The organism is Stenotrophomonas sp. SY1, assembly GCF_021202945.1.
Classification (GTDB): Bacteria; Pseudomonadota; Gammaproteobacteria; order Xanthomonadales; family Xanthomonadaceae; genus Stenotrophomonas.
Genome location: NZ_JAJOYR010000002.1, coordinates 619,434 through 634,169, shown reverse-complemented (window position 1 = coordinate 634,169; position 14,736 = coordinate 619,434). Strand labels below are relative to the sequence as shown.

The 14,736-nt window shown below is 66.2% G+C and carries 11 protein-coding genes and 1 pseudogene; 10 read left to right on the top strand and 2 right to left on the bottom strand.

Translation table 11 applies throughout. The features are described 5' to 3' along the window. Positions 1 to 28: 28 nt before the first annotated feature. From LR961_RS14370 to LR961_RS14345, 6 genes and pseudogenes are all read left to right on the top strand, one after another. A complete protein-coding gene (locus LR961_RS14370) occupies positions 29 to 1,456 on the top strand; it encodes a porin (protein WP_232150604.1) in 1,428 nt (475 codons plus the stop codon). A 42-nt stretch (positions 1,457 to 1,498) separates the two neighbouring features. Further along, positions 1,499 to 2,491: a sulfate ABC transporter substrate-binding protein gene (locus tag LR961_RS14365; RefSeq protein ID WP_232151158.1), complete on the top strand. Its 993-nt coding sequence runs from the start codon at positions 1,499 to 1,501 to the stop codon at positions 2,489 to 2,491. 36 nt (positions 2,492 to 2,527) lie between these two features. Continuing rightward, a complete protein-coding gene (gene cysT / locus LR961_RS14360; protein ID WP_332311043.1) occupies positions 2,528 to 3,352 on the top strand; it encodes a sulfate ABC transporter permease subunit CysT in 825 nt (274 codons plus the stop codon). Positions 3,353 to 3,420: 68 nt separating this feature from the next. Continuing rightward, a pseudogene (cysW, locus tag LR961_RS14355) lies at positions 3,421 to 4,290 on the top strand (sulfate ABC transporter permease subunit CysW); the annotation flags it as partial. 9 nt (positions 4,291 to 4,299) lie between these two features. Continuing rightward, positions 4,300 to 5,343: a sulfate/molybdate ABC transporter ATP-binding protein gene (locus LR961_RS14350; protein ID WP_232150600.1), complete on the top strand. Its 1,044-nt coding sequence runs from the start codon at positions 4,300 to 4,302 to the stop codon at positions 5,341 to 5,343. Positions 5,344 to 5,451: 108 nt separating this feature from the next. After that, positions 5,452 to 6,204 (top strand): TorF family putative porin, encoded by a 753-nt coding sequence (locus LR961_RS14345; RefSeq protein WP_232150598.1) that lies wholly within the window; start codon positions 5,452 to 5,454, stop codon positions 6,202 to 6,204. Positions 6,205 to 6,398: 194 nt separating this feature from the next. Here LR961_RS14345 and tdh read toward each other — a convergent pair whose 3' ends face one another. Continuing rightward, on the bottom strand, positions 6,399 to 7,433 hold the full coding sequence (gene tdh / locus LR961_RS14340; RefSeq protein WP_232150596.1) for an L-threonine 3-dehydrogenase: 1,035 nt from the start codon (positions 7,431 to 7,433) through the stop codon (positions 6,399 to 6,401). Between the two features lie 136 nt (positions 7,434 to 7,569). Between tdh and LR961_RS14335 the strand changes: the two genes are divergently transcribed. Further along, on the top strand, positions 7,570 to 9,735 hold the full coding sequence (locus LR961_RS14335; RefSeq protein ID WP_232150594.1) for a S46 family peptidase: 2,166 nt from the start codon (positions 7,570 to 7,572) through the stop codon (positions 9,733 to 9,735). Positions 9,736 to 10,116: 381 nt separating this feature from the next. Here LR961_RS14335 and LR961_RS14330 read toward each other — a convergent pair whose 3' ends face one another. Next, positions 10,117 to 10,968, bottom strand: coding sequence for a type II toxin-antitoxin system RelE/ParE family toxin (locus LR961_RS14330; protein ID WP_232150592.1), 852 nt, complete (start codon positions 10,966 to 10,968; stop codon positions 10,117 to 10,119). Positions 10,969 to 11,267: 299 nt separating this feature from the next. Between LR961_RS14330 and LR961_RS14325 the strand changes: the two genes are divergently transcribed. The 3 genes from LR961_RS14325 (at position 11,268) to LR961_RS14315 (ending at position 14,678) form a co-directional block, all read left to right on the top strand. Continuing rightward, positions 11,268 to 11,912 carry a histidine phosphatase family protein gene (locus LR961_RS14325; RefSeq protein ID WP_232150590.1) on the top strand — a complete coding sequence of 215 codons (645 nt, stop codon included), beginning with the start codon at positions 11,268 to 11,270 and terminating at the stop codon, positions 11,910 to 11,912. Between the two features lie 365 nt (positions 11,913 to 12,277). Beyond that, entirely contained in the window at positions 12,278 to 13,552 is a 1,275-nt protein-coding gene (gene folC / locus LR961_RS14320) for a bifunctional tetrahydrofolate synthase/dihydrofolate synthase (protein ID WP_232150589.1), read from the top strand. 124 nt (positions 13,553 to 13,676) lie between these two features. Continuing rightward, positions 13,677 to 14,678, top strand: coding sequence for an SPOR domain-containing protein (locus LR961_RS14315; protein ID WP_232150587.1), 1,002 nt, complete (start codon positions 13,677 to 13,679; stop codon positions 14,676 to 14,678). Positions 14,679 to 14,736 lie beyond the last annotated feature (58 nt).

Sequence of the window (14,736 nt, the reverse complement as noted above, 5' to 3'; positions counted from 1 at the left end):
CCACCCAACCTTCACACAGGAGCCGCCGATGACTGCCCAACCGCCCCCGTTCACATTGCCGACCAGGAAGCTGTTGTCCCTCAGCCTGGCCGTGGCGCTGTGTGGGGCTTGGTCATCGGCGCAGGCGCAGCAGCTCACCGTGGAACAGTTGCAGCAGCGCCTGGAACGGCTGGAGCGCCTGGCCGGCGTATCCGACGGTGCACCGATCGAAGGTGCTGGCCTGGCCGACCTGGACCAGCGCCTGCGCATCCTCGAGCGCCGCCTGGAGTTGCAGGAAGAAGAACGCGTGGCCACCGCCAAGGCCGCACCGAAGATCACCGTCGACCAGAAGGGCGCCTCGTTCAAGTCCGGCGACGGCAACTACGAGCTGAAGCTGCGTGGCCTGCTGCAAGGCGATGCGCGCGTGTTCCTGGGCGACAGCAGCCAGAACGACACCTTCCTGCTGCGCACCGCGCGGCCGACGCTGGAAGGCTCGCTGGGCAAGCTGGTGGCCTACCGCTTCACCCCGGAGTTTGCCGGTGACAGCGCCAGCATCGTCGATGCCTACGCCGACCTGCGCTTCAACCCGGCCTACACGGTGCGCGTGGGCAAGTTCACCTCGCCGGTCGGACTGGAGCGCCTGCAGTCATCCGCCGCGTTGGTGGATGTCGAACGCGCGCTGGCCAGTGAGCTGGCACCCAACCGCGATCTCGGCGTGCAGTTGCAGGGCGAAGTGGCCAAAGGCAAGTTCAGCTATGCGCTGGGCATCTTCAACGGCGCGGTGGATGGCCGCGATGCGGTGAGCAGCAATCCGGACGACGATTTCGAGTACGCCGGCCGCGTGTTCTTCGAGCCGTTGAAGGGCAGCGACAGTGCCTGGGCCGGGCTGGGCTTCGGCCTGGGCGCGAGCGCCGGTGAAAAGCACGGCAGCGGCGCCAACTACCTGCCGCGTTACCGCACGCCGGGTCAGGCCACGTTCTTCAGCTATCGCAGCGCAGTGCTCGCCGATGGCGACACGCTGCGCTGGTCGCCGCAGGGCTGGTTCTATCGCAACGGGTTTGGACTGCAGGGTGAGTACATCGTCTCGCAACAGGAAGTGGCGCGTGATACACGGCGCGAGGACCTCAAGCACCACGCCTGGCAGGCCACGGCCAGTTATGTGCTGACCGGCGAGGACGCCAGCTATCGCGGGGTGACGCCATCGCGTCCGTTCGGCGTCAATGGTGGATTGGGTGCCTTCGAGCTGACCGCGCGCTACGGCGAGTTGGATATCGACGAAGCCGCGTTCCCGTTTTCTGCCGACCCCAATACGTCCGCTTCGCATATCCGCTCGTGGACCGTGGGTGCCAACTGGTACCTCACGCCCAACCTCAAGCTGGCGACCAACTACCTGCACAGCAGCTTCGATGCCGTCGCCGGTGCCGCCAAGCTGCCGAATGAAAAAGCCGTTTTCTCACGCCTGCAAGTTTCCTTCTGACGGAGAGCCTTCGTGAAGCATTCCTTTCTTGCCCGTACCGGTATCGCCTCGCTGGCTTTCCTGCTGACCTTGAGCGCAGGTGCGGCGTTCGCGCGTGACATCCAGCTGCTCAATGTTTCCTACGACCCGACCCGCGAGTTGTACCGCGACTTCAACGCCGCCTTCGCCAAGCATTGGAAGGAAACCAAGGGCGACAACGTCACCATCGAAACCTCGCACGGCGGCTCCGGCAAGCAGGCGCGCGCGGTGATCGATGGCATCGAGGCCGACGTGGTGACGCTGGCGCTGGCCTACGACGTGGACGCCATCGCCGAGAAGGCCAAGCTGTTGCCGGGCAACTGGGAGGACCGCCTGCCGGACAACAGCGCACCGTACACCTCGACCATCGTGTTCCTGGTGCGCAAGGGCAACCCCAAGGGCATCCGCGACTGGCCGGACCTGCTGCGCAGCGGCGTGTCGGTGGTGACGCCCAACCCGAAAACGTCCGGCGGCGCGCGTTGGAATTATCTGGCCGCCTGGGCCTACGCCGATCACATCTTCAAGGGTGACCGCGACAAGGTGCTGAACTACATGCGCGCGCTGTTCCGCAACGTGCCGGTGCTGGATACCGGTGCGCGCGGGGCGACGACCACCTTCGTGCAGCGCGGCATCGGTGACGTGTTGCTGGCCTGGGAGAACGAGGCATTCCTGGCGCAGGAAGAGCTGGGCCCGGACAAGTTCGAGATCGTGGTGCCGCGCCAGTCGATCCTGGCCGAACCGTCGGTGGCGCTGGTGGACCGCAACGTGGATCGTCACGGCACCCGCGAAGCGGCCCAAGCCTACCTGCAGTATCTGTATTCGCCGGAGGGCCAACGCATCGCTGCGCGCCATTACTACCGTCCGCGCAGCCCGGAATATGCCGACCGTGCCGACGTTGCCCGCTTCCCGCAGCTGCAGCTGGTCACCATCCGCCAGGCGTTCGGTTCATGGGAAAAGGCGCAATCCGAGCACTTCGCTGATGGCGGTTTGTTTGACCAGATCCAGGCGAGCAAGTAAGCGGTGAGTACAAGCACTGACGCATTACCGCCGCGCGTGCGGCGCCAACGCCGGGTTCTGCCCGGCTTTGGCATTGGTATGGGCATCACCCTGTTCTGGCTGGGGTTGATCGTGTTGATCCCGCTGGCCGGCGTGTTCCTGAAAGCGGCCGGGTTGGGCATCGGCGGTGTCTGGCAGATATGGACCGAGCCGCGCGTGTTGGCCGCATTGCGGCTGAGCTTTGGCACCGCATTTGCGGCGGCCGCATTCAACACGGTGATGGGCACCTGGGTGGCGTGGGTGTTCGTGCGCTATCGCTTTCCGGGCCGACGCCTGTTCGATGCAATGATCGACCTGCCATTCGCCCTGCCCACCGCCGTGGCCGGCATTGCCTTGACCGCGTTGTATGGCGGCCAGGGCTGGGTCGGGCGCTGGCTGGAACCGCTGGGCCTGAAGGTGGCCTACACACCGCTGGGCATCACCGTCGCGCTGGTGTTCGTGGGCCTTCCGTTCGTGGTGCGCATCGTGCAGCCGGTGCTTGCCGAAGCCGAGCGTGAGCTGGAGGAAGCCTCGGCAACCTTGGGCGCGAGCCGCTTGCAGACCATCGTGCGGGTGGTGGTGCCGATGTTGTGGCCGGCGATGCTGACCGGCTTTGCGCTGGCCTTCGCGCGCGGCGTGGGCGAGTACGGCTCGGTGATCTTCATCGCCGGCAACCTGCCCAATTTCACCGAGATCGCACCGCTGCTGATCACCATCCGCCTGGAAGAATTTGATTACGCCGGTGCCACCGCCATTGCCGGGGCCATGCTGCTGCTGTCCTTCGTGGTGCTGCTGCTGGTCAACAGCCTGCAGGCATGGTTGCAGCGTCGGGGGTCGCAATGAACGAACAGGTACTGGAGTTGCCGGTGCAGGCAGAGCAGGGGGCGGCGGTGCGTACCCGTCAACGGGTGACCAGCGAGCCGCGCTGGGTGCAGGTGCTGTTGATCCTCGGCGCGCTGGGGTTTTTGTTGTCGTTCCTGCTGCTGCCGTTGTTGCTGGTGTTCGTTGAAGCACTGCGTGGTGGTGTGCAGGGTTTCTGGTTGGCCATCAGCGAGCCGGATGCCTTGTCGGCAGTGAAGCTGACCTTGATCGTCACCGCCGTCGTGGTGCCGCTGAATCTGGTGTTCGGCGTGGCCGCGGCGTGGGTGGTGAGCAAGCACAGCTTCCCCGGCAAGCGCTGGCTGGTCACCTTGATCGACCTGCCGTTCTCGGTGTCGCCGGTGGTGGCGGGCCTGGTGTTCGTGCTGCTGTTCGGGCGCGATGGCTGGTTCTGGCCGTTCATCGAGGATGGCGTGCGCCTGCATCTGCCGGTGCTGGGAGAAACGCTGCTGCAACTGCCGCGCATCGTGTTCGCCATTCCGGGCATCGTGCTGGCCACGGTGTTCGTCACGTTCCCCTTCATCGCGCGCGAGTTGATGCCGCTGATGGAGCAGCAGGGCAGCGATGAGGAGCTGGCTGCACTGACGCTTGGTGCCAATGCCTGGCAGATGTTCTGGAAGGTGACCCTGCCCAACATCCGCTGGGGCCTGTTGTACGGCGTGCTGTTGTGCAGCGCGCGTGCGATGGGCGAGTTCGGCGCGGTGTCGGTGGTGTCCGGGCACATCCGTGGGCGCACCAACACGCTGCCGCTGCATGTGGAAATTCTCTACAACGAATACGCCTACAGCGCGGCCTTCGCCTGCGCCTCGCTGCTGGCGGCTACCGCGTTGCTGACGCTGGTGGTCAAGACTTTCCTGGAATGGCGCCACGGCCAGTCGCTGGCCGCCGCGCATCGCCACTGAGGTGAACTGATGAACATCCGCATCCAACAATTGGGCAAGCGCTTCGGCGCGTTCGCCGCACTCGACGGCGTCAGCCTGGACATTCGCAGCGGTGAGCTGCTGGCGCTGCTGGGGCCGTCCGGCTCGGGCAAGACCACATTGCTGCGCGCCATTGCCGGGCTGGAGCAGCCGGAGCAGGGCAGCATCCTGTTCGATGGCGAGGACGCCACCGGCTTGAGCGTGCAGGCGCGGCGGGCGGGTTTCGTGTTCCAGCACTACGCCCTGTTCAAGCACCTGGACGTACGCCGCAACATTGCCTTCGGGCTGGAAGTACGGCGCGGCGCCGAGCGCTGGCCGAAGGCGCGCATCGACGCGCGCGTGGACGAGCTGTTGTCATTGGTGCAGCTGGAAGGACTGGGCGGCCGCTATCCGGCGCAGTTGTCAGGCGGCCAGCGCCAACGCGTGGCGCTGGCTCGCGCCTTGGCCATCGAGCCGCGCGTGCTGCTGCTGGATGAGCCGTTCGGCGCGCTGGATGCGCAGGTGCGTCGCGACCTGCGCCGCTGGCTGCGTGAACTGCATGACCGCACCGGCCTGACCACGGTGTTCGTCACCCACGACCAGGAGGAGGCGCTGGAGCTGGCCGACCGCGTCGCCATCCTCAACCGTGGCCGCATCGAACAGGTCGGCACTCCGGGCGAGGTCTACGACCAGCCGGCATCGCCGTTCGTGTACGGCTTCGTCGGCGAAGCCAACCGGTTGCCGGCGCGGCAGCAGGGCGAGGTGCTGGAAGTGGCCGGCGCGCGCTGGCCGCATGCAGCGACGGCGCAGGACGACGCGCCGCTGGAAGTGTTCGTACGTCCGGAGGACCTGGTGATCGATGCTGGTGGCCATTGGCCGGCGACGGTGGGCGCAGTGCAGCGCAGCGGGCCTCGCCAGCGGCTGCGCGCACGCCTGGAAGGCGTGGCGGCCGAGCTGGAGGTGGAGCTGCCGCCCGGCAGTCCGGCCTACGCAACGGGTGAATCGATCCGCTTGGCAGCACGGCGCTACGGGATTTTTCCGGCCACGGGAGGCTGAATACGGGAAAAAGGGCACGCGGATGTTGCATCGCAATATCATTGCGGTTAAAAATTCGTGAATCGGATTGGTTCGATCCGATGCCCCCCACTTCCTGGAGAGTCCCTGATGCACAACAAGCGTCTTGTCGCCGTTGCCTGCGCCGCCCTGTTGTCCGTTCCGTTCGCCGCCTGGGCCCAGGACAGTGAGGAGGAGGCCACGTCTCCGTTCAGCGCTTCCTTCGCGGTGACCACCGATTACGTGTTCCGTGGTGTGTCGCAGACCGACAACGGCCCCGCGTTCCAGGCCAGCGCCACCTACACCGCACCGTTCGGCGTGTACGCCACCGTGTGGGGCTCCAACGTCGATTTCGGCGAAGGCGGCCCGAACTTCGAAGTCGACTACAACATCGGCTGGAGCAAGGACCTGTCCGACAGCTGGAACATCGATCTGGGCATCAACCGTTACACCTACACCAATGCCTCCTCGGGCTACGGTGACATCGACTACAACGAATACCTGGCCAAGGTGACCTGGAATGGCCCGGTGACCGTGAGCGGCCTGCTGGGCTACGCCAACGACTACAGCAACAGCGGTGCCGAACAGACCTACTCGGCGCTGGAAGCCAGCTACGACATCGGCGAGTCCGGTTTCTCGATCGGCGCTTCGGCCGGCTACACCACCATCAAGGAAGAAGCCAACGAGTGGCCGCGTCGTGCGGACTACTACGACGGTTCGATCTCGGTGTCCAAGGCCTTCGGCCCGGCGACCGCGACCCTGGGCTACTACGACACCTTCGGTTCGGACGCTTCGCTGCTGCGCCGCGAGTCGGACACCTACAAGCCGGGCGTGGTGTTCACCGTGTCGGTGGACGTGCCCTGATTCTTGTTTGATGCGTAATGGAAAAGGCGCCGAAAGGCGCCTTTTTCATGCTGTTTTTGTAGGAGCGGCGTCAGTCGCGAAGCTGATGATGTTCCAGGTTGCGTAGATGCCGGTCATTTCATTGTTTCGGGCTTCGCGGCTGCAGATATACGAAAGGCGCCTTGCGGCGCCTTTCGTGTGCATCGCGCTGGCGATCAGTTCCAGCTCAGCACGACCTTGCCGGCCTTGCCCTGTTCCATCAGGTCGAAACCTTCCTGGAAGCGGTCCACCGGCAACTGGTGGGTCATCACCTTGCCCAGCGGGAAGCCGGACAGCACCAGCTGGGTCATCTTGTACCAGGTCTCGTACATCTTGCGGCCGTAGATGCCCTGCACGGTCAGGCCCTTGAAGATGATCTTGTCCCAGTCGCAGCCGGCGCCCTTGGGCATGATGCCGAGCATGGCGATCTTGCCGCCGTGGTACATGCAGTCGAGCATGTCGTTGAACGCACGCGGGTTGCCGCTCATTTCCAGGCCCACGTCGAAGCCCTCCATGTGCAGTTCCTTCATCACTTCCTTCAGCGACTGGTTGGCGACGTTGACCACGCGCGTGGCGCCCATGTCGGCGGCCAGCTTCAGGCGGAAATCATTGACGTCGGTGACCACCACGTTGCGCGCGCCGATGTGCTTGCAGATGCCGGCGGCGATGATGCCGATCGGGCCGGCGCCGGTGATCAGCACGTCCTCGCCGATCACGTCGAACTCCAGCGCGCAATGCGCGGCGTTGCCGTACGGATCGAAGAAGGCGGCCAGCTCGGACGGGATCTGGTCGGGGATCGGCCACAGGTTGCTGGCCGGCATCACCATGTATTCGGCGAAGGCGCCGTTGACATTGACGCCGATGCCGACGGTGTTCGGGCACAGGTGCGGGCGGCCGCCACGGCAGTTGCGGCAGTGGCCGCAGACGATGTGGCCTTCGGCCGACACGCGCTGGCCGATTTCATAGCCGGTCACGCCCGGGCCGATCTCGGCGATGCGGCCGACGAACTCATGGCCGATGGTCAGGCCCGGCTTGATGGTGCGCTGGCTCCAGTCGTCCCACAGGTAGATGTGCAGGTCGGTACCGCAGATGGCGGTCTTTTCCAGCTTGATCAGCACTTCGTTGGGGCCGGGCGTCGGTACCGGCACCTCTTCCATCCAGATGCCCTTGGTCGCTTCGCGCTTCACCAGCGCCTTCATCGTCTGTGCCATTGCAGGAAAACCGCAGTGTGAAAAAGAGCCGCGATTATATGCCTCCCACCGTAACCGCCCCGTACTGACCGATGGCAGGGGAAGGGGGCGGTTCCAATCGTTACAATCGGCCGTTCCAACCTTTCGGAACTGCCTCATGCGCGTGAATTTGCTTGCGTTTTCCATCGTCGCCGGGCTGGGCATGGCCCAGGCCGCCCAGGCCGCTGAAGGCATGTGGGTGCCGCAGCAGCTGCCGGAGATCGCCGGTCCGCTGAAGCAGGCCGGTCTGAAGCTGGACCCGCAGCAGCTGGCCAACCTGACCGGCGACCCGATGGGCGCGGTGGTTGCGCTGGGCGGCTGCACCGCCAGCTTCGTCTCGCCGCAGGGCCTGGTGGTCACCAACCACCACTGCGCCTACGGCTCGATCCAGCTGAACTCGACCGCTGAGAAGAACCTGATCAAGGACGGCTTCAACGCGCCGACCTACAAGGACGAACTGAGCGCCGGCCCGAACGCGCGCATCTACGTGCTGGACGACATCACCGACGTCACCACCCAGGCCAAGGCCGCCATCGCTGGCGCCGGCAACGATCCGCTCAAGCGCACTGAAGCCCTGGAAGCGTTGGAGAAGAAGCTGATCGCCGACTGCGAAAGCGACGACGCCTACAGTTGCACCCTGTACAGCTTCTCCGGCGGCAACACCTATCGCCTGTTCAAGAACATGGAAATCAAGGACGTGCGCCTGGCGTACGCGCCCCCGGGCAGCGTCGGCAAGTTCGGTGGCGACATCGACAACTGGATGTGGCCGCGCCACACCGGTGACTTCTCCTTCTACCGCGCCTACGTCGGCAAGGACGGCAAGCCGGCCGCATTCGCCGCCGACAACGTGCCGTACCAGCCCAAGCATTGGCTGAAGCTGGCCAACCAGCCGCTGGGCGAGGGTGATTTCGTGATGGTGGCCGGTTACCCGGGCCGCACCGACCGCTACGCGCTGGTCAGCGAGTTCGAGAACACCGCCAACTGGAGCTACCCGGCCATTGCCAAGGCCTACAAGGACCAGATCGCGCTGGTCGAAGCGGCCAGCAAGGACAACAAGGACATCGCGGTGAAGTACGCCGCGAGCATGGCCGGCTGGAACAACACCAGCAAGAACTACGACGGTCAGCTGGACGGCTTCAAGCGCAACAACGTGCTGGCCCACAAGCAGCGCGAGGAAGCGGCGGTGCTGGAATGGCTGCGCGGGCAGGGTGCTGCCGGCAAGCCGGCACTGGACGCCTTCGCCCAGCTGCAGGCGCTGGGCCAGCAGTCGCGCGCCAACCAGGCCCGTGACCTCAACCTGGCCATGCTCAACCGCACCGGCACGCTGGGCACCGCTGTGCGCCTGTACCGCCTGGCCATCGAAAAGGCCAAGCCGGACGCGCAGCGCGAAGAGGGTTACCAGGAACGCGACCTGCCGGCCATCGAAGGCGGCCTGAAGCAGATGGACCGCCGCTACGTGGCGGCCATGGATCGTCAGTTCCAGCAGTACTGGCTGCAGCAGTACGTGGCCCTGCCGGCCGCACAGCGCCTGCCGGCGTTCGACACCTGGCTGGGTGGTGACAACGCCGCTGCGGTAGCGGCCAGCGTGACCCGCCTGGACGGTTCCAAGCTGGGCAGCCTGGACGAGCGCCTGAAGTGGTTCAACGCCGACAAGGCTGCGTTCGAAGCCAGCACCGATCCGGCCATCCAGTACGCGGTGGCAGTGATGCCGGCACTGCTGGAGCTGGAACACCAGCGCAAGGTGCGCATGGGCGAGGAGCTGGTGGCGCGTCCGCTGTTCCTGCAGGCCATTGCCGATTACAAGAAGACCCAGGGTGAGTTCGTCTACCCGGACGCCAACCTGTCGCTGCGCATCACCTTCGGCAACGTGAAGGGTTACACCGGCCTGGACGGCAAGGTGCAGCCGGCCTTCACCGACCTGGAAGGCATCGTGGCCAAGGAAACCGGCGCCGATCCGTTCGATTCGCCGAAGGCACTGATCGATGCGGTCAAGGCCAAGCGTTACGGCGGTCTGGAAGATTCGCGTATCGGCAGCGTGCCGGTGAACTTCCTGTCGGACCTGGACATCACCGGTGGCAATTCCGGCTCGCCGGTGCTGGACGCGCATGGCCGTCTGGTTGGCCTGGCCTTTGACGGCATCTGGGAATCGGTCGCCAGCAACTGGGTGTTCGACCCGGTGATGACCCGCATGATCTCGGTGGACGAGCGCTACATGCGCTGGATCATGCAGGAAGTGGCGCCGGCGCCGCAGCTGCTGAAGGAAATGGACGCCGCCTCGAAGTAAGCACGTCGAGCGGTCCAATCAGAAGCCCGGACGGGAATCCGTCCGGGCTTCTGCGTTTGCGGGCAACGCGTTGCTGATTCCTTCGGCTGCGGTCTATTGGCCCACCGCAGGAGCGGCTTCAGCCGCGAAGCTGACGATGCTCCAGGTTGCGGACGTGCCTGTCATTTCACTGATGCGAGCTTCGCGGCTGAAGCCGCTCCTACGCGTGCTCGCAGATAGCAAGAGAGACACGATGCGGCTTTTTCAGGTTTTGTAGGAGCGGCGTCAGCCGCGAAGCTGACGATGCTTCAGCTCGCGGACGTGCCCGTCATTTCATTGATGCGAGCTTCGCGGCTGACGCCGCTCCTACAAGGGTCAACCGAACGCCCGAATCAGCCGAACTCAGCGATAAGGCCCGGGGCCGCGCCAGAGCAGCTCGCCGTAGCGATAGACGTACATCACGATGACGAACTGCCGCGCATCGCCGATGGCCTTCAGTTCGGGCGAATCCGACGGCAACATGCGGCACTTGCTTGAACCACGCCGGAGCGCGACCTCGGCCGGGCAGACCATCAGGTAAGTGGTGCCGGGCAGGGGGATCAGCAGCTCCTTCATGCCCTGGTCCATCCAGGTGCGCAGCTTTGTCTCGCTGAGCAGGTCGTAGATGATCTGGTAGCCGCCCACTTCCATGGCCGGCTCGCCACCGCTTCGATCGACCAGGCGACCGGTCTGGTTGCCCTGGCCGGTGGAACGCCCGTTGTCGTCGGGATTGGCCGGCCTTTCCAACAGGCCGGGCGGGCGCCCGGTCCAGGTCTGCGGACGCTGTGTCGCGCTGCCCGAGGGGGCCGCGGCTGGCGGCGGCGTGGCTTCGGCCTGCGCCTGGTCGGGTGTCGGGTTTTCTTCCTGCTCGGACGCGCTGGGCGGCTCGATGTAACGGGCTTCCGCTACCGGCTTGCGGTCCGGGCTGCGGCGTTGCGCCTGCGTCTTGTTCTGCGAGGGGGGTGTTTGCCGGGGCTTGGGCTGCGCTGGCTTCTGCTGGGGCTGCGGGGGCGCCGCTGCGTCACCGACGAAATCGACCTTGACCCGGCCGCCACCGGAAGCGCCGTCCGGCGAGGAAACCACCGGCGGGTTGGAATGCAGCAGGAGCAGCAGCAACAGCAGGTGCAGCAGCACGGTGATCAGCGCCGCCGCCCAGCGGTTGCGGGGCTCGTTCCAGAATACGGAGATGGGATGCTTCGGAGAGGGGCTGCTCATGCCACGCCGGGGGCCTGGAAGTTGTTGGCCCTCATGCGGAAATCACACCGTGCCACCGATAGGAAGCGGACATGGTAACGCCTGTGCCGGGCACGCAACTGTTCCGTCTGCGCTATTGGCTGTTGCCGTTGCAGCTTTGAATCCTGGGCGGTGGTAACCGGTGGAAGCCGTTCGGCCATGGCGGCGGGGGCCGATCCGTATCGCTGGTAACCGTGGGCTGCTTCCTCGCGCGGCCGGGCTATGATGCGCCTCCTGCCGTATCGACCCGGCGGGCCCCACACAACAATGGAACTTGCTGCATGCGCATCCTGCTTGCCCGTCACGGCGAAACGCCGTGGAACGCCGAAGGCCGCTATCAGGGCCAGATCGACATTCCCCTTTCGCCGGTTGGCGAAGCCCAGGCCAAGGCCCTGGGTGAACGGCTGGCCGATGTGCAGATCACCCGTGCCGTCGCTTCGCCGCTGAGTCGCGCGCAGAGCACCGCCAAGGCCGCGCTTGGCAGCAACCGCGAAGCGATGCTGCTGACCGAGCCGGACCTGCAGGAAATCGCCCACGGTGAGTGGGAAGGCCTGCTGGCCAGCGAGATCAACGACAAGGACCCGGCGCGCCTGCGTGCCTGGCGCGAGGAGCCGGACACTGTGCTGATGCCCGGCGGTGAATCGCTGCGTCAGGTGCTGGACCGCAGCTGGCGCGGGCTGACCAAGGCCGCCGAAGGCCTGGGCGAGGACGACACCCTGCTGGTGGTCGCCCACGACGCGGTCAACCGGGTGATTCTGTGCAAGATCCTGGGCCTGCCGATCTCCAAGCTGTGGACCTTCCGCCAGGCACCGACCACGCTCAACCTGCTCGAAGGCCCCGATGTGGAGCACCTGGAAGTGGTGCGCCTGAACGACTGTGCCCACCACACCCCATTCTTCGGCGAAGCCAAGCACCGCGCGCTGTGAGGTGATGCGGCGCGTTGCGCCGCCGGAATTGGAGATTCGCGATTCGGTAGAGCGGAGCCATGCTCCGCTGCGGTCTTTCCCGTAATGCCCCCGCCGAGCACGGCTCGGCACTACCGATCTGCTCCCCCCTTTGCCGCAGGCAAGGGGAGGGCTGGGGAGGGGTAGCCCTTTGCGAGAACCCTGCCGTCATGTACGCCCGAGTCACGCTCGGCGATGCGGCCTGCCTGGTAGTGCCCCGACTGGGCACGGCTCGGCACCACCCAAACGCAGGGCCACCCGCAAGCCCGCTGTATTATGGGCACCATTCCCGCGCGCAACGCGCTGCCGGCCATCCTGGCCTGGCCCATGATCCAGAGAGCCTTCGCATGTCTTCCGTACGTCCCGCCACGCTTGAACAGTGGCTCGCCCATATCGAACAGCAGCACCCGCACCCCATCGCGATGGGTCTGGAAAGGGTCCGCGAGGTCGCCCAGCGCATGCAGCTGGGTAAACCGGGTGAGTACACCATCGTGGTCGGCGGGACCAACGGCAAGGGTTCGACGGTGGCCTTCATCGAATCCATCGCCCGTGCTGCCGAGTGGAAGGTGGGTGCCTACACCTCGCCGCATCTGCTGCGCTACAGCGAGCGCGTGCGCATCGACGGCGCCGACGTTGACGACGCCACCCTGGTGGCCGGTTTCAATGCCGTGGAGGATGCTCGCGGCGACACGGCGCTGACCTATTTCGAATACGGCACCTTGTGCGCATTGTGGGTGTTCCAGCAGGCCGGGCTGGACCTGGCGGTGCTGGAAGTGGGCCTGGGTGGCCGCCTGGACGCGGTCAACATCATCGATGCCGATGTTTCGGTGATCACCACCGTGGACATCGACCACTCCGATTGGCTGGGCAACGACCGCGAAGCCATTGGTGAAGAGAAGGCCGGCATCATCCGCGGCTGGAAGCCGGCGATCCTGGGCGAGATCGACCCGCCGTCGAGCGTGCTGCGCCGCGCCTACGTGCTGGGCGCCAATGCCATCCGGTTCGGCAGCGATTTCTTCGCCGAGCCGATCGATGCGCAGAACTGGCGCTGGCGCGATGTGGCGTTCCGCATCGAACTGCCGCAGCCGGCCTTGTGGGCGCCGATCCAGCGCAACAATGCCGCAACCGCCATTGCCGCGTTGCGTGCGCTGGACAAGCCGGTGCCGCGCACCGCGTGGGCGCAGGGTGTGGCCGATGCGCGGATTGCCGGGCGTCTGCAGCGGTTCGAACGCGGTGGCGTGGAGGTTCTGGTTGATGTCGGCCATAACCCGCAGGCTGCCGCGACGCTGGCCGCCGCACTGAAGGCACAACCGGCCAGCGGCCGCACGCTGGCGGTGTACGGGGCATTGGCCGACAAGGACGCCGAGGGCGTCGTGCAGGCGTTGCAGGAGCAGGTCGATGGCTGGTGGCTGGCCGGGCTGGACGGCGCACGTGGGCAGAGCGCGGCGCAGCTGCATGAACGGCTGAAGGCAACCGCCGCCGCCAACGGGGTGCAGGCCGGGAGCGTCAATGCGGCGCTGAAGCTCGCACTGGCCCAGGCCGGGGTAGGGGACCGGGTGTTGGTATTTGGTTCGTTCCACACCGTGGCCGAGGCCTTGCCGCTGCTGCAATCAGCGGGCTGACGGGGGCCAGCAAGCCGGTGCCACACCGAGATCGCGCGATCATGAACGGTTCCCGCGGCCGCGTGGCGGATGCCCCGCATATAATCGCCACGGCAACCCGCCACGCCCCTTGTGTACGCCATCTGTGGATACTCCTCTGAAACAGCGACTGATTGGTGCCATCGTTCTGGTGGCTTTGGCCGTGATCTTCCTGCCGATGCTGGTCAAAGGGCCGGCGCCGGACAGTGGCGTCCAGGACGTGCCGTTGAAGGCCCCGGCCGCCCCGGCCGATGGCCAGTTCGAAACCCGTGAGCTGCCGCTGGTGGCGCCTGCCGGTGGTGCAGTGGGCATGCCGGCCGCGCAGCCGGAAGCCACCACCGCGCCGGCCGTCGCAGCCACTGGCAGCGGCCTGCCGCCAGCCGTCGCCGCAGGCAACTACGCGGTCAACTTTGGTGCCTACGCCAGCCAGGCCGATGCCGATGCGGTGATCGCGCACCTGAAGAAATCCAACCTGCCGGGCTTCCACCAGGCCGACACCATCAATGGCCGTCCGGCCTGGCGTGTGCGCATTGGCCCGTACGCCGACCGCGCCCAGGCGGAACTGGTGCGGCTGGAGGCCGGCAAGGTGCGCAGCGACGTCAATGCACAGGTGGTCGTGCTCAACGCCAGCGCCGAAGCGCCTGCCACCGCCCCGGTGGCGAGCACGGCCACGGCCGCGCCGGCAACGGCTGCGGTGCAGACCGAGGCGCTGCCGCCGGAACCGGCCAGGCCGGTCGCCGCCGCGCCCAAGCCGGAAGTCAAACCCGAGCCGGCCAAGCCTGCGCCGAAGCCGGAACCGGAACCGGCCAAGCCGGTGGCAACCACGCCGGCCAAGCCGGAAGTGCGTACTCCGGCAGCACCGGCCGCCAGCAACGTCGGCTTCGCTGTGCAGCTGGGGGCATTTGGCCAGGCGGCCGATGCCAACGCCCTGCGCGACCGCGCACGTGCGGCCGGCTTCAGCGCCTTCGTCGAGCAGGTGCGCACCGACAACGGCACGCTCAGCCGCGTGCGCGTCGGGCCGGTGGTCAGCCGTGCCGAGGCCGAGCAGCTCAAGGCCCAGGTGGCCGCCAAGGTGGGTATCGCCGGCATGGTCCGTCCGCATCCTTGATGCGTAACGGCCTGCAAAGCCTGACCGGCTGCGCCGCGGTCCTCGTTGGCGGAGTGCG